Annotated in this window: 15 protein-coding genes; 4 read left to right on the forward strand and 11 right to left on the reverse strand. The window is 65.8% G+C overall.

The window, feature by feature from the left end; genetic code table 11:
• Positions 1-5 precede the first annotated feature (5 nt).
• The 8 genes from BLU39_RS07585 to BLU39_RS07615 form a co-directional block, all read right to left on the reverse strand.
• Positions 6-2,270, reverse strand: a complete 2,265-nt coding sequence (locus BLU39_RS07585; RefSeq protein ID WP_092711584.1) for a DUF3141 domain-containing protein — start codon at positions 2,268-2,270, stop codon at positions 6-8.
• 48 nt (positions 2,271-2,318) lie between these two features.
• On the reverse strand, positions 2,319-3,443 hold the full coding sequence (locus BLU39_RS07590; protein ID WP_092711586.1) for an ABC transporter permease: 1,125 nt from the start codon (positions 3,441-3,443) through the stop codon (positions 2,319-2,321).
• 1 nt (position 3,444) lies between these two features.
• A complete protein-coding gene (gene rbbA / locus BLU39_RS07595) occupies positions 3,445-6,198 on the reverse strand; it encodes a ribosome-associated ATPase/putative transporter RbbA (protein ID WP_269800020.1) in 2,754 nt (917 codons plus the stop codon).
• Between the two features lie 2 nt (positions 6,199-6,200).
• A complete protein-coding gene (locus BLU39_RS07600) occupies positions 6,201-7,274 on the reverse strand; it encodes an HlyD family secretion protein (protein ID WP_092711590.1) in 1,074 nt (357 codons plus the stop codon).
• 18 nt (positions 7,275-7,292) lie between these two features.
• Positions 7,293-8,735, reverse strand: a complete 1,443-nt coding sequence (locus tag BLU39_RS07605; protein WP_254788914.1) for an efflux transporter outer membrane subunit — start codon at positions 8,733-8,735, stop codon at positions 7,293-7,295.
• 16 nt (positions 8,736-8,751) lie between these two features.
• A complete protein-coding gene (fabI, locus tag BLU39_RS07610; RefSeq protein WP_175539237.1) occupies positions 8,752-9,534 on the reverse strand; it encodes an enoyl-ACP reductase FabI in 783 nt (260 codons plus the stop codon).
• Complete coding sequence (locus tag BLU39_RS28135; protein WP_139178201.1) at positions 9,531-9,716, reverse strand: hypothetical protein; 186 nt, start codon at positions 9,714-9,716, stop codon at positions 9,531-9,533. The genes fabI and BLU39_RS28135 overlap by 4 nt, the downstream gene beginning before the upstream one ends.
• 433 nt (positions 9,717-10,149) lie before the next feature.
• Positions 10,150-11,592 (reverse strand): IgA Peptidase M64, encoded by a 1,443-nt coding sequence (locus tag BLU39_RS07615; protein ID WP_092711592.1) that lies wholly within the window; start codon positions 11,590-11,592, stop codon positions 10,150-10,152.
• Positions 11,593-11,788: 196 nt separating this feature from the next.
• Here BLU39_RS07615 and BLU39_RS07620 point away from each other — a divergent pair, with 196 nt between their 5' ends.
• Both BLU39_RS07620 and BLU39_RS07625 read left to right on the forward strand, forming a co-directional pair.
• Complete coding sequence (locus BLU39_RS07620; RefSeq protein ID WP_092711594.1) at positions 11,789-12,391, forward strand: TetR/AcrR family transcriptional regulator; 603 nt, start codon at positions 11,789-11,791, stop codon at positions 12,389-12,391.
• A gap of 8 nt (positions 12,392-12,399) precedes the next feature.
• Positions 12,400-13,602 carry a DUF418 domain-containing protein gene (locus BLU39_RS07625; RefSeq protein ID WP_232731207.1) on the forward strand — a complete coding sequence of 401 codons (1,203 nt, stop codon included), beginning with the start codon at positions 12,400-12,402 and terminating at the stop codon, positions 13,600-13,602.
• Here BLU39_RS07625 and BLU39_RS07630 read toward each other — a convergent pair.
• The 3 genes from BLU39_RS07630 to BLU39_RS07640 form a co-directional block, all read right to left on the reverse strand.
• Entirely contained in the window at positions 13,593-14,846 is a 1,254-nt protein-coding gene (locus tag BLU39_RS07630; protein ID WP_092712199.1) for a cyanophycinase, read from the reverse strand. The genes BLU39_RS07625 and BLU39_RS07630 overlap by 10 nt on opposite strands.
• A 160-nt stretch (positions 14,847-15,006) precedes the next feature.
• Positions 15,007-17,802 (reverse strand): TonB-dependent receptor, encoded by a 2,796-nt coding sequence (locus tag BLU39_RS07635; protein ID WP_092711598.1) that lies wholly within the window; start codon positions 17,800-17,802, stop codon positions 15,007-15,009.
• 32 nt (positions 17,803-17,834) lie between these two features.
• Positions 17,835-18,797 carry a MurR/RpiR family transcriptional regulator gene (locus BLU39_RS07640; RefSeq protein WP_092711600.1) on the reverse strand — a complete coding sequence of 321 codons (963 nt, stop codon included), beginning with the start codon at positions 18,795-18,797 and terminating at the stop codon, positions 17,835-17,837.
• Here BLU39_RS07640 and BLU39_RS28540 point away from each other — a divergent pair.
• Both BLU39_RS28540 and BLU39_RS07645 read left to right on the forward strand, forming a co-directional pair.
• On the forward strand, positions 18,796-18,948 hold the full coding sequence (locus tag BLU39_RS28540) for a hypothetical protein (protein WP_157808827.1): 153 nt from the start codon (positions 18,796-18,798) through the stop codon (positions 18,946-18,948). The genes BLU39_RS07640 and BLU39_RS28540 overlap by 2 nt on opposite strands.
• Before the next feature lie 87 nt (positions 18,949-19,035).
• Entirely contained in the window at positions 19,036-20,172 is a 1,137-nt protein-coding gene (locus tag BLU39_RS07645) for a succinylglutamate desuccinylase/aspartoacylase family protein (RefSeq protein WP_092711602.1), read from the forward strand.
• Positions 20,173-20,174 lie beyond the last annotated feature (2 nt).

Genomic DNA, 20,174 nt, shown 5'->3' on the forward strand with positions numbered 1-20,174 from the left:
GCCTTCTATACGGGAGTAATGTGTTTGGCCGGTCTGGCTTTGGGGCCGGTAGCGGATGTGCGCGCGTCCGGCGGCTGCGCCTTCGTTTGCGCCTTGACCGCGCGGTCGAAGACGTCCAGCATCTGCTGCAGGCTCGCTTCCTCGTCCGGCGTCGGCGCTTCGGGCACTTGCAGCACTTGCTGCAGCCACTCGGCCAGCGCGCCGATATCGTCCGGGTCGGCGCGCGACAGCAAAACCGGCAAGGCGGCGATGGCCGCGTCGAAATCATGCAGCATCAGGCGCGCCTGCTGGCGCACGATACCGCGGAATTCCTCCATGCCGACATCCTGCCGGTATTGCGGCTTGATCAGTTTGAGGGCCAGGTTGACCCTGCGTTCGTCGGCGATCATGCGGAAGCGGTAGATGTAGAACAGCGCGCGCACGGCCGCTTCCACCAGGCCGCCCCGCTGCATGTCCTCGTCCATCTTGCGCGTTTCGCAGCGCACGTACTCGCAATGCTCTGGCGAGATGCCGGGATGGGGGCGCGGCGGCGTCGTGTCGCCGATGGCTTGTCCCGTCAGCGCCTGCACCAGGGGCGAACCGTACACCAGGTCGAAGGTCGTTTCCTGCACCATGTCGCGCCAGTCGCGCCAGCCGTTCAAGCCGGCCGTGATGGCGCCGGAGACGGCTTCCTGCATGGCCAGCAGCGGATTGTCGGGCGCTACCGGCTGGCGCTGGGCGCGCACTTTTTCGGCCTCCCTGGCCACCAGCCTGGCCAGTGGATTGTGATCGGTCCAGCGCTCGTACGACACGCGCAGCGGGTGCGCGAGCTGCAGGAAGCGCGCCGTCTGCGGCGTGACCATGGCGCGCACCCACGGCTGCGCGAACGTGCGGTACAGGGCCAGGTTCACCTCGGACACGCGCGCGGCGGCGGCGAACTTGCGGTCGTTTTCCACGCTGGGCTGCACGATGGCGCGCACGTCGTCGATGCCGCGATGCTCGACCTGCAGCACATAGTCGCCGCTGGCCAGGTCCGCGTTCGGCGTATCGGGCGTCTTGTCGACGATCCTCGCTTCATAGATACCGGCCGGCAGCAGGTTGATCAGGTCGATATTGCTGGCGAATTTCTGGTGTTCCTTGTGCCCCACCTTGGCCGACACAAAGATGCCCAGGTGGCCGATGCTGTCATGCACGGCGTAGACGATGGTCTGGTCGTGCATCAGTACGTCCTTGTCGTCGCGGTACAGGTCCGTGATCCAGCCCAGGGCCTGCGGCGGCGGCGTGATGTTGTCGCCGTTCGAGCAGAACACGACGATGGGCGAACGGATATTGCGCAAGTCCAGGCGCACGCCGTCGGAGGTGATCAATTCGGCCGTGGCCAGGCGGTTGCCGATGAACAGATTGTCGACGATGTACTGCATCTCGACGTCGTTCAGAAAAACGTGGCCGCCCCAGTATTTTTCAAATTCCAGGTAACGGGGCGCTTCCGTGTCGATGTTCGCGTACAAGTTGTACTGCTTGCTCCACAGCGTATTGGCCGGGTTCAGCTTCTCGAAATTCTGCACCAGGCTGGCGCCGTCGAAACGGCCGTTGCCCAGGTCGCCCGCCAGCGCCGTGGCCCAGCTGCCGCCCATCAGGCCGCCCGCGTAGCGCATCGGATTGCGGCCATGCCAGCCGGCCCAGTACGACACGGGCGCGCCGGCCACGATGATGGGACCGAACAATTCCGGGCGCATGGCCGCCGTCATGAGGATTTGCCAGCCCGCCTGGCAATTGCCGATGACGACGGGTTTACCTTCGCTGAGCGGATGCAGGGCGATGACTTTTTCCAGGAAGGCCGCCTCGGCGTGCATGACGTCTTCCACCGTCTGCCCCGGCACGGGATCGGGCAGGAAGCCGATGAAGTAGCACGGATGGCCGGCGCGCAGGGCCACGCCGATCTCGCTCTCGGCCTTGAAGCCGCCGATGCCGGGACCGTGTCCGGCGCGCGGGTCGACGACGACGAAGGGCCGTTTCGATGGATCGGGTTCGGGCGCATCGGGCGTCAGGATGCGCGCCAGGCCGTAGTTGACGGGACGCGCCAGTTCCAGGCCCGACATCACCAGTTCGGCGGGGAAGTCGAGCACGTTCGGCACTTCCTCGGCCATGTGCTCCTGGTACTGGTTGCCGCGCCGGCGCATCACGTCCGCGTACAGCACGATGCGCTGCCACGAGTCGCGCGCATAGTCGCCCAGCACGCCCAGCGACGGCAAGCCGCCGGCGGAAAAAAATGGTGCAGCTTCGGTCTTCATGGCTATCCTTTTCATGCAAACACACGCCGGACCATTCCGGCGCGGGGGCTACGCCATCTGGCTGATGGTCTTGCGAAAACGGGCAAGGGCAAACGTGAACAGCGCCGTGCCGATGGCCAGCAGGGCCAGGAACGGTTTCCACACGACGTCGATGCCGGCGCCCCGGTACAAAATCGCCTGGCTCAGTTCGACGAAATGCGTGGTCGGGGCGATCAGCATGATGTTCTGCACCAGTTCCGGCATGCTTTCGCGCGGCGTGCTGCCGCCCGACAGCATCTGCAGCGGCAGCAGCACGAGGATCAAGAGCATGCCGAACTGCGGCATGCTGCGCGCCACGGTGGCGAGGAAAATGCCCATCGACGTCGTGGCGAACAGGTGCAGGGCCGCGCCGCACAGGAACAGCGCGATCGAGCCCTCGATCGGGACGTGCAGCATGCCGCGCACCACCAGGTTCAGCGACAGGGCGGCGGCCAGCAGCACGACGAGGCCCATCGACCAGACCTTGCCCAGCATGATTTCGGCCGGCGTCACGGGCATCACCAGCAAGTGCTCGATGGTGCCGTGTTCACGTTCGCGTATCAGGGCCGCGCCGGTGAGGATGATCGACAGCATCGTCACCTGGTTGATGAGTTCCATCAGCGAGCCAAACCAGGCCTGGCTCAGCGACGGATTGAAGCGCGCGCGCATCACCAGCTCCACAGGCGAGACGGTTGCGCCCCGGTAGCGCTTGGCGAATTCCGATATCTCGCCGGCGACGATCTGCTGGATGTAGCCGCTGCCGCTGAAGGCCTGGCTCATGCGCGTGGCGTCCACGTTCAGCTGCAGCTCCGCCTGGCGTCCGCCCAGCACGTCGGCCTGCAGCTTGGGCGGGATCGTCAGCACGAAGGTGTACCGGCCCGCGTCCAGGCCCGTGTCGACCTGGCTCTGGTTGATCATGGCCGGCGGCGTGAACTGGGGCGGGAAGAAGGCCGAGGCGATGCGCCCGGACAGCGGCGAGCCATCCTCGTCGACGATGGCGATCGACGCCATGTGCAGGGTTTCCGGCTTGGCCGTGGCGGCCACGTAAATCGCCAAAGTAAACGTGTAGAGGATCAGGATCAGCATCATCGGATCGCGGATCAGGCTCCAGATTTCCTTCACGCCCAGGCGGTAGATGTTTTCAAGGTGGCGCATATCAGCTCTCCTGCTTCTTCAGCAGCGCCACCGTCACGCCGAGGATCACGGGGATGGCAATGATCAATGGCCAGAACGAGGCGTGCAGGTCGCCCAGTCCCAGCGCCTTGTTGAACACGCCGCGGCTGATATTGAGCATGTGCGTGGCCGGGTACATCAGGCCGATGGCCTTGCCCACGCCCTCCATCGACGAGACGGGATTGAGCAAGCCGGAAAACTGGATGGCCGGGATCATGGTGCCGATCATGGTCACGAACAGCGCCGCGATCTGGCTACGCGTAAACGTCGAGGCGAACAGGCCGATGCCGGTGGCGCAGATATTGAAGATGAACGTGGCGCCGATCAGGGTCGGCAAGCTGCCCTTGACCGGCACGCCGAAGGCGGTGACGGCCAGCAGCGCCATGAGGAGGAAGTTGAACATGGCCAGCACGACGTAGGGCACCTGCTTGCCGAGCAAGAATTCCAGGCGAGTGACGGGCGTCACGTACAGGTTGATGATGGAGCCCAATTCCTTTTCGCGCACGACGGACAGCGCCGCCAGCATGGCCGGCAGCATCAGCAGCAGCAAGGGAATCACGGCCGGCACCATGGCCGGCAGGCTTTTCACGTCGGGGTTGTAGCGGTAGCGCGTCTGGATGGCGACGGGATTGCTCATCGTGATGCCATAGCGGTGCAAGGCCTGGTCGGCCAACCACAGCTGGTGCATGCCCTGCACGTAGCCCTGCACGGTTTCCGCGCGCATCGGCATGGCGCCGTCGATCCACGCGCCCACCTGGGCCGGCGCGCCGCGCTGCACGTCGCGCGCGAAGCCGGGCGGGATCTCGATGGCCAGCGACAGTTCTCCGCTGCGCATGCGCTTGTCGATATCGGCATAGTCGCGCAGCGGCGCTCGCTCGATGAAGTAGCGCGAGCCGGCCAGGTTGTTCGTGTAATTCTGGCTCAACGTCGTCTGGTCATGGTCGAGCACCGCGTAACTCAAGTCTTCGACGTCGAGGCTGATGCCGAAGCCGATGACGAACAGCAGCAGCACGGAGCCGCCCAGCGCCAGGGTCAGGCGCACGGGGTCGCGGCGCAGCTCCAGGGTCTCGCGCCACATGTAGCTGAGCATGCGGCCCAGGCTGAAGCGGCTGCGCCGGTGTTGTTCCTGCTGCGGCGGCGCGGCCGCTTCCACCTTCCGCACGGGCGCCGGCGTTTCCCCCACCGTCGCCGCTGCCGTACCACCGCCCGCCTCTTCCAGGTAGGCGATGAAAGCCGCTTCCAGCGAGGGCGCGCCCTTCTTGCGCACCAGTTCGGCCGGCGCATCGCTGACCAGCACTTTCCCCGCATGCATCAGCGAGATGCGGTCGCAGCGCTCGGCCTCGTTCATGAAGTGGGTGGAAATGAAAATGGTGACGTGGTCGCGCCGCGCCAGCTCGATCATCAGACGCCAGAAATTGTCGCGCGCGATCGGGTCGACGCCGGACGTCGGTTCGTCGAGGATCAGCATTTCCGGCTTGTGCACCATGGCCACGGCCAAGGATAGCCGCTGGCGTATGCCCAGCGGCAGGCTGTCGGGCAAGTCGTCCATCACCGCGCGCAAGTCGAAGCGCTGCGCCATCTCGTCGATGCGCGCAGGTATCTCGCCCTCTGGCACGTGGAACAGGCGCGCGTGCAGCACCAGGTTCTGGCGCACCGTCAGTTCGCTGTACAGCGAGAAGGCCTGCGACATGTAGCCGACCCGGCGGCGCGTATCGATATCGCTGGAATCGACCTGCTTGCCGAACAGCCAGGCCTTGCCTTCCGTGGCCGGCAGCAAGCCCGTGAGCATCTTCATGGTGGTCGACTTGCCGCAGCCGTTCGAGCCGAGAAAACCGAAGATTTCGCCGCGGCCGATGCGGAAATTCACATGGTCGACGGCCGTGAAATCGCCGAAGCGCATGGTCAGGTCCTGCGCCTCGATGGCGACGTCCTGCGCGCTGGCCGCGTCCAGCGGCGTGATGACGACGGGCTGGTGGCCCGCGCGCTTGGCTTCGGGCAGCAGCTTGATGAAGGCCGCTTCCAGGTTGCCGCTGTCCGTGCGCGCCAGCAGTTCGGCCGGCGTGCCCGTATCGAGCACCTTGCCGTCATCCATGGCCACCAGCCAGTCGAAGCGCTGCGCCTCGTCCATGTAGGCGGTGGCCACCATCACGCTCATTTGCGGGCGCTGCACGCGGATGCCGGCGATCAGGTCCCAGAACTGGGCGCGCGCCAGCGGATCGACGCCGGTGGTCGGCTCGTCGAGAATCAGCAGGTCGGGATCGTGGATCAGCGCGCAGCACAGGCCCAGCTTCTGCTTCATGCCGCCCGACAGCTTGCCCGCCGGGCGCGCGAGGAACGCTTGCAAGCCCGTGCTGCGGGTCAGCTGGTCGATGCGGCGGCGGCGCTCGGCCGCGTCGTGGCCGAACAGGCGCGCGAAAAACTGCAGGTTTTCCTCGACCGACAGGGTCGGATACAGGTTCTTGCCCAGCCCTTGCGGCATGTAGGCGATGCGCGGGCAGACGTCGTCGCGGTGGCGCGCATCGCGCATGTCGCCGCCCAGCGCCATCACCGTGCCCTGCTGCACGGCGCGCGCGCCCGCCACCAGCGACAGCAAACTCGATTTGCCCACGCCATCGGGTCCGATCAAGCCCACCATGCGGCCGGCCGGCACGTCGAGGTCGATGCCGTCCAGCGCCACCGTCTTGCCGTAATGCTGGCTGACGCCGCGGATGCTGACGACTGGGGAAGTGGCAGCCACGGTCACTGCGGAACCTTCGCCGTCAGTTCAGCGGGCCAGGCCTGCTTCGCATCGAGACGCACCCAGGCCACGCCGGGCAAGCCCACTTTCACCAGCGCCAGATGCTTTTGCAGCAGTTCGCGGCTGATCTGCGCCTTCACACGGAACATCAGTTTCTGGCGTTCGCTGGCCGTTTCCACGGTCTTCGGCGTGAACTGCGCGCTGGCGGCGACGAACGAGATCGTCGCCGGTATCACGTACTGGGGCGCCGCATCGAGGATGATGCGCACTTCGCCGCCCAGCGCCACCTTGCCGGCCGCCGTCTCGGGCAGGAAGAAGGTCATGTAGACGTCCGACAGGTCGACCAGGTTGAGCACCTTGCCGCCGCCGGCCAATACTTCGCCCTGCTGCGCCACCAGGTATTGCACGCGGCCGTCGCGCGGCGCCGCCAGCTGGCCGTCGGCCAGGTCGGCGTCGATGCGCGCCGTCGTCGCCTCGGCCGCCACGACGGCGGAACGCGAGCCGACCACCTGCGCCCTGGCCGCGTCGATGGCCGCCTGCGCCGCCGTCACCTGCGCCCTGGCAGCATTCAGGGCGGCGGCCACGCTGCGCACGCGGGCGCGGTCGTCGTCGAGTTCCTGCACCGAGGACGCGCCTTCTTTCGACAGGGTTTCGGAGCGTGCCAGGCGGCGGCGCGCCGCATCGAGTTCGCTTTCGCGCTGCGCCACCATGGCCAGCGCGGCCGCCTTGTCGCTCTCGCGCACGGCCACCTGCGCCTGCGCGCCCACCACCGCATCGGATGCCTGCTGCTGGCGCGCACGCGCCTCGTCGCGCTGGGCCGCCAGGGAATCGACCTGCATGGTGGCCAGCGGCTGGCCCGCCTTGACGAAGTCGCCCTCGCGCACGAGGATCTCCTTGACCCGCCCGGCCAGCTTGGTGGCGACGTCGATTTCCGTCGCTTCGATGCGGCCATTGCCGCTGACAAAACCTTCGCCAGGACCGGTGGGACGCATTTTTTGCCAGGCCACATAGCCCAGCACGAGAACGGCCACGACGAGTGCCGCGGGGATGAGTTTTTTCTTCAGTTGAGCATTCATGGTATCGGGGGGATCAAATTAGTGGGTGGAAGCGGCGGTGGAGGTGACGGGTGCGCCGCCGCCCAGGGCCGCATACAGGCTGACCTGGCTCGACAGCAGCGCGCGGCGCGTCTGCACCAGCTGCTGCTCGACCGTCAGCAAGTCGCGCTGCGCGTCGAGTACTTCCAGGTAGGGCGCGGCGCCATTGTCGTAGCGCAGCTTGGCCAGGCGTGCCCGTTCGCTCTGTGCGGCCAGGGTCGTCTTGCCGATGTCGACCTGCAGCGCCAGCCAGCGCCGGTTCGACAGCGCGTCGGCCACTTCGCGGAAGGCGCCCTGCACGCTCTTTTCATAGTTGGCCACGGCCACGTCGCGGCGCACTTCGGCCAGGTCCATATTGGCGCGCAAACGGCCCGCGTCAAAGATCGGCAGCACCAGGCGTGGCGCGACATTCCAGGCGCCGCTGCCAGAATCGAACAAACCGCTCAATTCCGCGCTGGCCGTGCCGTAGGCGGCCGTCAGCGAAATCGTCGGGAAGAAGGCGGCGCGCGCGGCGCCGATATTGGCTTGCGCGGCGCGCAGCTGGTGTTCGGCCGCGATCAGGTCGGGGCGCTGCGTGAGCAAGGCCGAGGGCAGGCCCGCATGCAGCGGCTGCAGCACGCTGGCGTCGTCGAAGCGGCGCACCTCGCCAGCCACCGGCGTCAGATCGACGGGGCCGCCCACCAGCTGGGCCAGCGCGTGCGCCTGCACGGCGCGCGCCTGTTCCAGCTGGGCCGACAGCGAGAGGGCCTGGCTGAGCAGGGTTTCCACCTGCGTCAGGTCCAGCTTGGAAATCGACCCGACTTCAAAGCGGCGCGTGAAGATGCGCAGCGATTCGGCGCGGCTGTCGACGGTGGCGCGCGCCAGTTCCACCCTTTCGTCGAGTTCACGCAAGCCCAGGTAGCCATTGGCCACCTGCGCCACGAGGGCCACGCCGACGGCGCGGCGCGCCTCGTCGCTGGCCAGCAGGGTTTGCAGCGCGCTGTCCTTCAGGCTGCGCACCCGGCCCCAGAAATCGAGTTCCCACGCGCTCACGTTCAAGCCCGCCTGGTACTGCGCGCTCGTCATGGCGCGGCCCGTCGGACTCAGGTCGTCTGGCACGCGTGCGCGGCTGCCGGAGGCGCCCAGCGCGATGGTGGGAAATTGCTCCGCGCGCTGGATGCCGTACGCGGCGCGCGCCTCTTCCACGCGCAGCGCGGCGATGCGGATATCGCGGTTGCTGGCCAGCGCCTGCGCAATGAGCGCCTGCAGGCGCGGGTCGGCGAAATAGCTTTGCCAGGCGACGTCGGGCGCATGCGCGCCGGCCGGATCGCTCTCGGGATACTGCGCCGCCACGGGCAGCGGCGGTGGCGCATACGGCGGCGCCATCGAGGCGCAGCCGGCCAGGGCCTGCGTGGTGGCCAGCGCGGCCAGCATGGCGCGGTGTGGCAAGGTAAAAACAGCCATGGTCATCATCTTCCAGTCAATTCAGAATGTTGTAGCCGCCATCGACGTACAGGGTGCCGCCCGTGATGGCACGCGCGCCGTCGCCGGCCAGGAAGGCGCACAGCGCGCCCACGTCCTCGATGGTGGCCAGGCGGCGCATGGGCGAGCGTTCGATGGCGTCGGCCATCAGGCGGTCGAAATGGGCGATGCCGGAAGCGGCCCGCGTTTCCAGTGGCCCCGGCGAAATGGCGTTCACGCGGATGCCTTGCGGGCCCAGTTCGGCGGCCAGGTAGCGCACGGACGCTTCCAGCGCCGCCTTGACGGGCCCCATCAGGCCGTAGTCGGCGATGACTTCCTCGGCGCCCAGATAACTCATGGTCGTCAAGCTGCCGCCGTCCCGCATCAGGGGTTCGGCCAGTTTCGCCATGCGCATGAAGGAGTGGCACGAGACATCCATCGCCTGCGCAAAGCCGCCGGCCGAGCTGTCCGTCACGCGGCCATGCAAGTCGTGTTTCGGCGCATAGGCGATGAAATGGACGACGAAGTCGATGCGTCCCCACTGCCGTTCGATCTGCGCGAACAGCGCCTCCAATTGCCCCGGCACGGCCACGTCGAGCGGCGCCATGATGGACGCCTGCACCTGCAGCGCCAGCGGCTCCACGTGCGGCCTGGCCTTGTCATTGAGCCAGGTGACGGCCAGTTCGGCGCCGGCCGCGCGCAGGGCGCTGGCGCAGCCCCAGGCGATGCTTTGCGCATTGGCGATACCCACCACCAGCCCCCGCTTGCCCTGCAAGGGCAGGTGCGGCAAGGGGGCCGTCATGCCGGGACCGGACGCAGGGCGGGCCACGGCGTGGCCGCATGCACGGATCGCACGGCGCCCGCATGCAGGGCGGCGGCGCACATGGCCAGGGTGACGCCGCCGGCGCGCGCATACGGCAAGGTAATCGGTGTATGGGGGTGGAGGGTACTGCACGCGTCGGGCGCGGGGGTCTGCATCTTCATGAATCGGCTTCCGTCACTGAAATTCGAGGCCGGCACCAGTGCATTCTCGGGGAACTGGTACAGGGCGAAAATTACTCTACAGCATTTAGATACGTGATTCGCGATGAGTCCGGTCCGCATGCTTATCGTTTTGAGCTAGGTCAACTATAAGTGCGATTGCGGCAATGCAACATTGATATACATCAAATTCTACATCAATATTATTTAAATGAACTAATTGACAAGCAAGCGAATCGCAGTGCTTGTTTGATAACATCGTGGGGCTGGCGCACAGAAAGGCGGCCGTGCAAAAGAAGGGGAGATTGCCTGGAAAACAAGCAATGGGGCGACCTGGCGCAATGTACCAGGCGGGGGAAGGAAATAAATGGGGGCCATGCTATTGCGATGCAACATGGCCCGCCTTGCTTTGCTGCTGGCTAAAACATCAATGGCCTTATTTGCCCGGAACCGGGGCCGGACGCGAATACAGGTCGATGATGGTGCTGATGCCGTCCTGGCATACGGAGCAGAACGTCTCGCTGCGGTCGAACATGATGCACTGCATCTCGGGCCGGTAATAGCCGGACGACTCGTAATGCGCGCCTTCGAAGGCGCCCACCGCATGGCGCTGCGGCGCCTTCGAGAACAGCTGCTGCGTGTATGCCAGGTCGGCCTTGAACAAGCCGCTCATTTCACTTTCCGGGCGGTTGGCCGCGCGCAGGGCCGCGCGCTGCTTCTGGTATTCGCGCGCATGGCTGTCGTACGCTTCCTTCGGCCACGGCGTCGGCAACGGCGTGCCCGCCTTCACGTGATTCTTCCATTTCAGCCTGGCCGGATCGCGCAGCGCCGTGGCGTTCGGCTCCCACGGTTCCTGGCGTTCGCCATTCGACTGATAGGCCACGGGCGAGGTGTAGTACTCGTCGGCCAGGCCGGCGAAATGGTGGCCGAATTCGTGCACGAACAGGTAGTTGGCCCAGTCGTTGTTGGCCGCCGCCGTGCTGAACTGGCCGAAGATGCCGCCTCCGCCGTAGGTATCATTGTTGACGAGGATTTCGATGAATTCATACGGCGCGTACTGCGCCAGGTCGCGCAGCGCGCGGTTGTCCGTCGTCAGCACATAACGCTCGCTGCCGAAGATATCGTAGCGCGTGCCCAAGGGCGATGCGTGATGCACGCCCGTCGAGGGACGCGACACGCCCGACTCCGGCGTCGGCGCGGCCATGGCCCACACGTTGAAGTCATTGGCCCGCTCGCGGAACGGCGAGACGGTAAACAGATGGTCGGCCAATTTGCGCGCCGTCGCTTCGAACTTGCCCATTTCGGCGGCCGTATAGCCATCGCCCATGATCAAGAGGTCGACCTTGTCGCTGGAAGGTCCACTGATGCGTATCGGGATCGGCTTGACGGGGGCCGGCGGCTGCTTGCGGATCACGTCCTGCCCGGCCGGATCGACGTCCGTGCTCCACACGATGGAAAACAGGCCGCGCTCGTCGCGCTTGAGGATGCGCACGCGCACGGGCTGCTCGGGCTGCGGGAAGCGCACGGATTCCTGGAAGGCGCGCGTGGTGGTTTTCGCTTCATCCGTGCTGGCCCACTCGCCGAAGATGGTGGAAAAGCCGCGCGAATACAGCACCTTGCCCGACTTGATGTCGACCACTTCCAGCATATTGTTGCCACGGTTGCTGTCGTCGATGGGACGCGCCAGGTTGCCCGGCCATGGCAGGGGCTCGACCAGCACGCGCTCGACCGCGTAATGCTCGCCCAGCGCATTGCCGCTGTGCTGGTAATCGAGGCGCATGGTGGCCGGCTGGGCGGCACTGGCAGCTTGCGCGGCAGGGACGATGCCGGCGGCCAGCGCCAGCGCGCAGAGGAAGGATCGAATCGGAGTCTGCTGCATGTCATTCCTAAAACGGTAGAAAAACAGGTGAAGGGATCGGTTTTCCAAACAATCGGCGGGCCTGCCGGCAGGCGCGGGAAAAACCGCTGCGGCACATTGTAGCGACAGGAAGCGAGCGTGCAAAGCGGCCAGCTTGACCAGGCAAGGCAATCGGATTATATTAGACTGACTAGTCGATTAATTAAAGGAGGGAACCATGCGCACCATCGATCCCGATAAACACGCGGCCCGCCGCGACGCCATTCTCGCCGCCGCGCGCCACTGCTTCGCGCGCAAGGGCTTTCACCAGACCAGCACCGCCGCCATCTGCGCGCAGGCGGGCATGAGTCCCGGCAACCTGTTTCATTACTTCCCCACCAAGCAAGCCATCATCGCCGCCATCGTCGACCAGGAAGGCAGCGAGACGGCCGCCTATTTCGCTGGCGTGCAAGGCGGCGCCGATGCCTACGGCGCCCTGCTCGATTTCATGGACCTGGTGCTGGCGCTGGCGGCCGATGCGGACTTTGCGGGACTGGCGCTGGACATCGCCGCCGAAGCGATGCGCGACACGGACATCGCGGCCAGGGTGGCGCGCAACGACGCCAGCCTGCGCCGCGGCGTGCAAACCTTGCTGGAAGAAGCGGCCGCGCAGGGCCAGACGGACGCCGCGCTGGACGTCGCGCAAACGGCCGGCTGGATCGCCGCGCTGATCGACGGCATCTTCAACCGCGTCGCCGTCGATCCCGATTACGCGCCGCTGGCGCAGCGGGCCAGCCTGCACCTGTTATTGGCGCGCTTCCTGCGCCCTGCCCTGGCATGAGCGCCTCCATGCAGACCCGGCCCACGCGCATCGCCGACGTCGACGCCCTGCGCGGCTGCGCCCTGTTCGGCATTTTGGTCGTCAATATCGGCGCCTTCGCCACGCCGTGGTTCGGCCTGGGCTTGACCGATCCCGCCTTTCCCGGCGGCGTGGACCGCGCCACGCATTTTCTCGTCGCCCTGCTGTTCGAGACCAAGTTCTACCTGCTGTTTTCCTTTTTGTTCGGCTACAGCTTCACCCTGCAGATGCAGGCGGCCGCGCGTGCCGAGGCGCCGTTCGCGCCGCGCATGCTGCGCCGGCAAGCGGGCCTGTGGCTGATCGGCGCCCTGCACGCCGTGTTCCTGTTTCATGGCGACATACTGACCACCTATGCTCTGCTGGGCATCGTGCTGCTGGCGCTGCACCGCTGCGGCGAACGGCCCGCCCTGACCCTGGCCTTTATCCTCATCGCCGTCTGCGTGGCATTCTGGGTTGGCATGGCATGGTTGCAAAGCCTGCAGCCGGCGGGCGACGCCGCCGACAACGCCGTGGCGATGGCGCAAAAGGCGGCAAGCGCGCTGGCCGCCTACCGCGCCACGCCGACCGCCGTCGTCCATCAGCACCTGCGCGAACTCGCTGACATCTGGATCGTCCTGCTGCTGGTGCAGGCGCCGTGCGCGCTGGCCATGTTCCTGTGCGGCCTGGCCGCCGGCAAGCGCGAGATGCTGCTGCACGCCGCCGACTATCTGCCGCTGCGCCGCCGCCTGCTGCGGGCCGGCGCGCTGGTCGGTTTGCCTGGCGCCGCCTTCTATGCGTGGACCTCCGTGTATGGCGACAGCCAGGCATGGCAGGTGGCGGGACTGGCCGTGGGACTGGCCACCGCGCCGCTGCTGGCGGGCGCCTACCTGGCATTGGCGCTATCGCTGTTCGAGCGCCTGCGCGACGGCACGCTGTTTGCGCTGCTGGCAGACACGGGCCGCATGGCCCTGTCGAACTACCTGCTGCAGTCGGCCATCTGCGCCGTGCTGTTTCTCGCGTATGGGACGCGGCTGATGGGCAGTGTGTCGCCACTCGGTGCCCTGGCGCTGGCCGCCATCATCTTTGGCGCGCAGCTGCCGCTGAGTCGCTGGTGGCTGCGCGGCCACTCTTATGGACCCGTCGAATGGCTGCTGCGGGCCCTGACGATCGCCGCGTGGCCGCGCTGGCGGCGCACTGGCGCAGCTTATTTGTAGCGGTACAGCGGCTGGCGCAGCTGGATGGGGCGGATGTCGAGGCGCAGCTTCAGCACGGAATACGCTTCCGCCTCGGTCGAACTGTAGCCGACGCTGTTGACCGTTTTACTGAAGCGGAACTCGAAGCCCAGGTCCGGATACGGGTCGCGCGGGTTGCCGAAGGCGATGCCGATGGCTTCCTGCTGCGCGTTGTCGATCAAATTGCCCATCAGGTCGAGCACGGCGTTGTTGCCGAGGATATCGTTGGTGAACACGGGTTCGCGCATGTCGGGCTGGTTCGGATCGAGCTTGTTGTCGGCCTTGTCCGGCGATGGCGTAAACACCCGCGTGACGAGGTTGAATTTGTCGCCCCGGTCCAGATAGCTGATGGCAGCGTTGCTGATATTGAAGTTTTTCACGCCACGGTCGCTGATGGCGCCCGACAGGTCGATCAGCAGGGCGCCGCTGTAGCCGATGACTTCCACGTCGCGCATGGCGTCGACCACCATGGCGCTGTTTTCATCGATGCCCAGGCCCAGGTGATAGCCTTTTTTCAGCATCACGGGAATCATGCGGGCAAAGCGCCCGCGCACCAGCAGATGCTGGTCGACGAACACGTCGCTGCCGATGAAGCCCAGCCCCGGCGCGATTTCGCGGCCATCCGTCACGCCCATCTTGAGCATGTCGAGCACGGGCTTGGCGTCGTAAAACATGGTGGTGCTCATGATGGCCGCGCCCGCGCTGGAACCGGCGATCACGCCACCGTTGCGGTAGACCGACCAGATGGCTTCCAGCGCGGCCGTGCGGCTGCCGTCCGGGCGCAGCAGGGCTTGCGTGATGCGCCCCTGGTCGCCGCCGGCAAAATAGATGCCGGTGGCCGACTTGATCTGCGTGACGATGGCCGGGTCTTCGGCCGCCTTGCGGTAATCGCGATTGGCCAGCTTGACGGCCAGCGGCACGAAAAAGGCGTCGGCGCCATATTGATTGAGTTTCTTGATGATGCTTTCGCCCGATTTTTCCGGGTTCATCGCGGCCGACGCCAGCACGGCGATGCGCGCCCCCGGCCCGCCCGACAGCTTGACGATGCGCTGCCAGACTTCGGCATTGTCGGCGCGCAAGCCGCCGCCGATGATGACGAGGGTGCCCTGCGGCGCGTTGCCGATGGCGCTGCCGGCCGGCGCCGCCACGGCATGGAAGCTGCACAATGCCAGCGCGAACAGCAGCGCGGCGCACAATGTGTGATACAGGCTGGAAGATGATTTCATGATGCCTTTCAAATACAGGGAAAGTGGCGCGCACTTGTCGATGCCGGCGCGCGCCCTTGCTGCCAACTGCTGCTTGCAACCCAACTCCATCGAACCACGATACTACTTGGCGCATATGACAGCGTTGTTGCGGTATCTCCACGCTTCTATGTAAAACTGCTTACTTGAAGCTGTAATTGGCGCTCGCATAAAAGCGCCGGCCGCGCGGGTCCGTGTAGCTGGGATCATAGCCGGACAGGAAAAAGTAGGCCTGGTTCGAGTACGGCGGACTGGTATTGAACAGGTTCTGTATGCCCGCGCGCAGCTTGAACTGCTTGCTGAGCGCATATGCCGCCGACATGTCCCACAAGGTGTACGCCTTCACCCGGTTCGCCTTGACGACGCTGCCATCGTCCGTGTTGATGGCCGAGTTCTGGTCATCGTAGCCGCTCGAATACGTGTTCGACAGGCTGGCCGAATACGGGCCCTTGTCCCAGTCGAGGGTGATCGTATGGCGCCAGCGCTGCACCACGCCATCCGTCACGAAGCGATTGAGGTTGCTGACAAAGGTGTCGCCAGGGCTGGTCTGGATTTTCGAGTCGAGCACGTACGTGCCGCTCAGGTGCCCGCCGAAACGTCCCCATGCCGTTTGCACGCCATGCAGGTCGGCCGTGATATCGATGCCCGAGGCTTTTTGCGCGCCCCGGTTTTCCTTGCGCAGCTCGATGTAGTCGATTTCATTGTCCTTGTTGCGGTGTACGAGGTCGCCGTATTTGGCCAGGTTGCCCAGGATGATGTCGTCGCCGATTTCGCTGATCAGGTCCGTGCGCTTGATGTTCCAGTAATCGAAGCTGAAGGTCCAGTGCTGGCTCGGCTCGAGCACCAGGCCGGTCGAGAACTGGCGGCTGCGTTCCGGTTTCAGCTTGTCGTTGCTGTAGCGGCGCGTGTCCCAGTTCTGCGCGCAATCGGCATAATTGTTGTCCACGGTGGCGCACAGCACGGGGTCGGGCAAGGTCGCCGTGCTGCTGTAGACGGTGGGACGGTGCAGGTCCGACATCGACGGCGCGCGGAAGCCCTTGCCGGCGGAGGCCCGCAGCAGCACCTGCTTGCTGGGCATGTAGGTCAGGCCCACCTTGGGACTGAGGGCGCCGCCCACCTGCTCGTAATGGTCGTAGCGGCCCGACAACTGCGCCTGCCACTGCCTGGTGAACGGCAGCAGCAATTCGCCGTAGACGGCTTGTACGTTGCGGCTGTCGCTGGTGCCCTTGCCCCCTTCCGGCGCCGCATCGTTGTTGATGTTGTCGCTCATCAGCAGCGCCGATGGGCGGAACTCGGTGCGTTCGCGCCGCACTTCGCCGCCCACGGCCAGCGCCATGTCGCCGCCGCCCATGGCCATCAGCGCGCGCGAAGCCCTGAAGTCGATCGCATCCATGGTGCCGCGCGCGTGGCGCACCTCGTCGTTGATCTGGATGCTGTCGAGCAGCGCCCGGCCTTTCGCGCCGGACGGGCCGAACGGATTGATGTCGCCGGCGGCGATCCCTTCGATCAGCTTGTCGTACAGGACGTAGCCATGCGTATCGCGGTCCTTCACGACGTTGACGCTGTGGTTCAAGCCCACGTCGTAATCCCAGCCGGCGAGCGTGCCGGTGGCGCCCACCACGAAGCGCCGGCTTTCGCTCGTCAGTTCACTGGTGCGCATGCCCGCCTCGTTCAGGCGCATGCGCAGTTCCAGTTCGCGCTCCACCTGCTTGCCATCGTCATCGAGCAGCGTATCGAAGCCCGCATTGGCCAGCTGCGGCACCTTGCTGTAATCGAGAAAACCGGTCACGCGCGCCGACGAGCCCACGTAATGGCTGCGCGAGCGGCTCAGCGCCACTTCCGCGTACAGCTGGTGGTCGTTATTCAGTTTCAGCACGCCGCGCGTGAGCAGGTTCTGCTTGTCCGTCTTCGGATACAGCTCCGTGTCGCCCATGTAGTCGTAGGTGCAGGCATCGACGCCGCCCGTGCCCGCCGGCAGGTACAGATTGGCCGGCGGCGCGCAATTCGGGATGCCAAAATTGATCTGGCGGTTGGTGATCGGCTGGCCATTGAGCAGGAAGCCATTGTCCTGCAAGTGCTCGCGCTGGGCGCTGGACAGGCGGATATTCGCCGGACTGGTAAAGTTCGACAGCAAATGCCCGAGGCGCTGCGGAATCTGCAGGTTCGGGATGAACTTGCGCTGCGAGGAGCGCAGGGGGTCCGTTTTTTGCAGGTCGACCACGGCAAAGATATTGTAGCCATCCGCCGCCAGGTCGCCCGTGCCGGCCGTGATGCTGGCCGTGCGCTTGCCAGCGCCCCCTTCATCGGTGCGGCTGCCGTAGACGTTCAGCTCCACGCCCTGGTAATCCTTGCGCGTGATGAAATTGATGACGCCGCCGATGGCGTCCGTGCCGTACAGGGCCGAAGCGCCGTCGAGCAGCACTTCCACGCGCTGCAGGGCGGCGGCCGGGATGTTGTTCAAGTCCACGCCCGCATCGTCGCCAGGCGAGGCAAAGTTGGCCATGCGCCGGCCATTGAGCAGCACCAGGGTCGATGACGTGCCCACGCCGCGCAGGTTGGCGCTGTTGAAGCCGCGCTGGTCGCCGCCCACGTTGATGCTGGCGCCATCGGTCAGGCCGCCCACGTTGGCCGACACGCGCGCCATCAGCTCGGCCGCCGTCGTCACGCCCGCCTTTTCGATCTCGGCGCGCGTGATGATCTGCACGGGCAGCGCCGTTTCCGACTCCAGGCGCTTGATGGCCGACCCCGTGATTTCCACGCGCTGCATTTTTTTCGGCGCAGGTTCAACATCCCGCACCTGCTCCTGTTCCTGCCCCCGCGCGCCATTGCCCAGCATGCCCAGCGCCGCCGTCACGCTCAGGACGCCCAGCGCCAGTCGCACGCCTTGCGCCAGCACCGACTCGCGTGGCAAGGAGCCGTCCTGTCTTTTCATGTGCATTGTCACTCTCCCCTGATGTTGATGCCTGATTTTTATAATGTTTTTGCGGCTGCCTTGCGCTGCTTTGCCGCTGTTTTTCGTGGGCCCTGCACGCCATGTTCGCCGCCATACAGATAGGCGGCGATGACGTCGCTCAAACGGGCCGCTTTTTCTACGTTCTTTTTGTTCGATACCATCAGCGCCACGGCCAGCGCCTCGATCATGGCCAGCGCCGTGCTGGCGCTGCTGGGCAGGACGGGATGCGTGCTTTGCGCATACAGCGCGTGATCGGCCAGTTCGGCCAGCGGCGAGGCGGGCGAATCGGTGAGCGCCACGATGCAGGCGCCGCGGTCGCGCGCGAAGCTGGCCAGGCCGATGCAGTCGAGCGTATAGCGGGGAAACGCGATCACCACCAGCACGTCGTGCGCCGTCAGGTTGACGAGGTGGCCGGCCGCCACTTCCGAACCGCCGATGCCCACCACCTCCACCACATGCGGGCAAAACGGCTGCAGGTGCTGCACCAGCATGCCCGCCAGGTTGGCCGACAGGCCAAAACCCATCACATACACCACCCTGGAGCGCGTCAGGCGGCGCACCACGGCCTGCATGGCCGGCGGCGACAGGGCGTCGGAGGTGGCGGCGATGTTTGCGGCCGCATATTCCAGGCTTTGCGTGACCGGCGAGGTGGCCCGTGCGCGCCGCTCTATCGTATGGCGCAGCTTGTCGACCGGCTGCAACAACGATTGCAGGGTTTCGGCCATGGCGCCGCGCATGGCCGAATAATTCTTCTGGCCGATATCGCGCGCGAAGCGGCTGATGGTGGCCGTCGATACCTGGCAGCTGTCGGCCAGCTCCTCGATACCGAGCGCAATGACGCGCATCTGGTTGCGCAACAGATAATCGGCGATCTGCCGCTGCGACGCCGAGCCGCCGGCCAGCACGTGCATCAGCGCCTGCCCCAGCGGCGATTGCGCGAACGCGGCGTCGGGCGAGGCCAGCGTGGTGGCCACTGGCATGGATGCGCCGCTGCGGGCAGGACTGGCGGATGCTTTCATATCACTGGCGGCCTGTATTCTTGGGCACTGCGGATCACTGGCGGAAGGCGAAATCGGGTCGCTGGAACTTACTGTACTCATATCAAAAAGAAAACTCAACAAATATTTGTAAAAGGATTTTCATTGATTTACTTCGTGAAAATATTGCTACATAATCGACCGGAATCCATCAACCATGCACCTTTTCGGGGCGCCCACCATGCAAGTACAACAGCATCCCATCTCCACCGCCCACGCCGGCATGTCCTGCCAGTTGAGCAGCTTCCACTTCGGCACGGCGGCCGCAGCCAGCCGCAGCGGCAAGAAGGTGTACATCCAGGCGGCCCTGCACGCGGACGAGGTGCCGGGCATGCTGGTGTCGCAATTTTTGCGCCGCGAACTGCTGGCGCTGGAAGCGGCGGGCAAGGTGCACGGCGAAATCATCCTGGTGCCGGCCGCCAATCCGATCGGCCTGGCGCAAGCCATCCATGGCGCGCCGTTCGGCCGCTTCGACCTGACCACCGGCATCAACTTCAACCGCGCCTACCGCCACGTGGCCGACGAATTGAAGACCACGCTGGCAGGCCTGCTGGGACAGGATGCGCAAGCCAACGTGGCCCTGATACGCGAGCACGCGCGCGCCGCCGTCGCCGCCTGGCGGCCGGGCACGGATGCGGAAACCTTGAAGAAAACCTTGCTGGGCATGGCCATCGACGCCGACATCGTGCTCGACCTGCATTGCGATAACGAGGCCGCCCTGCACATCTATACGGGCACGCCGCTGGCCGCGCAGATCGCGCCCCTGTCCGCCCTCCTGGGCGCGCGCGCCGTGCTGCTGGAACTGGCGGCCGGCGAAGAGCCGTTCGACGAAGCGTGCAGCCGCTTGTGGTGGGACCTCGACGCGCACTTCGGCGGCCGCTACCCGATTCCCGCCGCCTGCCTGTCGAGCACCGTCGAATTGCGCGGCGAAGTGGAAGTGAGCTACGCCCTGGCCGAACGCGACGCGGCCGCCCTGCTGCGCTTTCTCGCCATCGAGGGCGTGCTGGAGATAGCCGGCGCCGGCGACGACCTGCCCGCGCCGCAATGCCAGCCGACGCCGCTGGCCGGCGTGGAACCGATCCTTGCGCCGCATCACGGCGTGCTGGTCTACCTGCGCGAGATGGGCGAGGTGCTGGCCGCCGGCGACGCGGTGGCCGATCTGATCGACCCCGTCAGCGGCGAGACGACGACCTTGCGCTGCACCGTCGCCGGCGTCTTTTTTGCGCGCAGCGCCCACCGCCACGTCTTGCGCGGCATGAACGTCGGCAAGGTTGCCGGCAGCATCGCCTTCCGCGGCGGCAGCCTGCTGAGCCAATAAAT

Source organism: Janthinobacterium sp. OK676 (assembly GCF_900103595.1).
Taxonomy (GTDB): domain Bacteria; phylum Pseudomonadota; class Gammaproteobacteria; order Burkholderiales; family Burkholderiaceae_D; genus Janthinobacterium.

Excerpts from the sequence above, each read along its gene's own strand:
- BLU39_RS07585 (WP_092711584.1), bottom strand. The coding sequence starts at position 2,270 with ATGAAGACCGAAGCTGCACCATTTTTTTCCGCCGGCGGCTTGCCGTCG.
- BLU39_RS07590 (WP_092711586.1), bottom strand. The coding sequence starts at position 3,443 with ATGCGCCACCTTGAAAACATCTACCGCCTGGGCGTGAAGGAAATCTGG.
- BLU39_RS07600 (WP_092711590.1), bottom strand. The coding sequence starts at position 7,274 with ATGAATGCTCAACTGAAGAAAAAACTCATCCCCGCGGCACTCGTCGTG.
- BLU39_RS07605 (WP_254788914.1), bottom strand. The coding sequence starts at position 8,735 with ATGGCTGTTTTTACCTTGCCACACCGCGCCATGCTGGCCGCGCTGGCC.
- fabI (WP_175539237.1), bottom strand. The coding sequence starts at position 9,534 with ATGACGGCCCCCTTGCCGCACCTGCCCTTGCAGGGCAAGCGGGGGCTG.
- BLU39_RS28135 (WP_139178201.1), bottom strand. The coding sequence starts at position 9,716 with ATGAAGATGCAGACCCCCGCGCCCGACGCGTGCAGTACCCTCCACCCC.
- BLU39_RS07615 (WP_092711592.1), bottom strand. The coding sequence starts at position 11,592 with ATGCAGCAGACTCCGATTCGATCCTTCCTCTGCGCGCTGGCGCTGGCC.
- BLU39_RS07620 (WP_092711594.1), top strand. The coding sequence starts at position 11,789 with ATGCGCACCATCGATCCCGATAAACACGCGGCCCGCCGCGACGCCATT.
- BLU39_RS07625 (WP_232731207.1), top strand. The coding sequence starts at position 12,400 with ATGCAGACCCGGCCCACGCGCATCGCCGACGTCGACGCCCTGCGCGGC.
- BLU39_RS07630 (WP_092712199.1), bottom strand. The coding sequence starts at position 14,846 with ATGAAATCATCTTCCAGCCTGTATCACACATTGTGCGCCGCGCTGCTG.
- BLU39_RS07635 (WP_092711598.1), bottom strand. The coding sequence starts at position 17,802 with ATGCACATGAAAAGACAGGACGGCTCCTTGCCACGCGAGTCGGTGCTG.
- BLU39_RS28540 (WP_157808827.1), top strand. The coding sequence starts at position 18,796 with ATGGATGCGCCGCTGCGGGCAGGACTGGCGGATGCTTTCATATCACTG.
- BLU39_RS07640 (WP_092711600.1), bottom strand. The coding sequence starts at position 18,797 with ATGCCAGTGGCCACCACGCTGGCCTCGCCCGACGCCGCGTTCGCGCAA.
- BLU39_RS07645 (WP_092711602.1), top strand. The coding sequence starts at position 19,036 with ATGCAAGTACAACAGCATCCCATCTCCACCGCCCACGCCGGCATGTCC.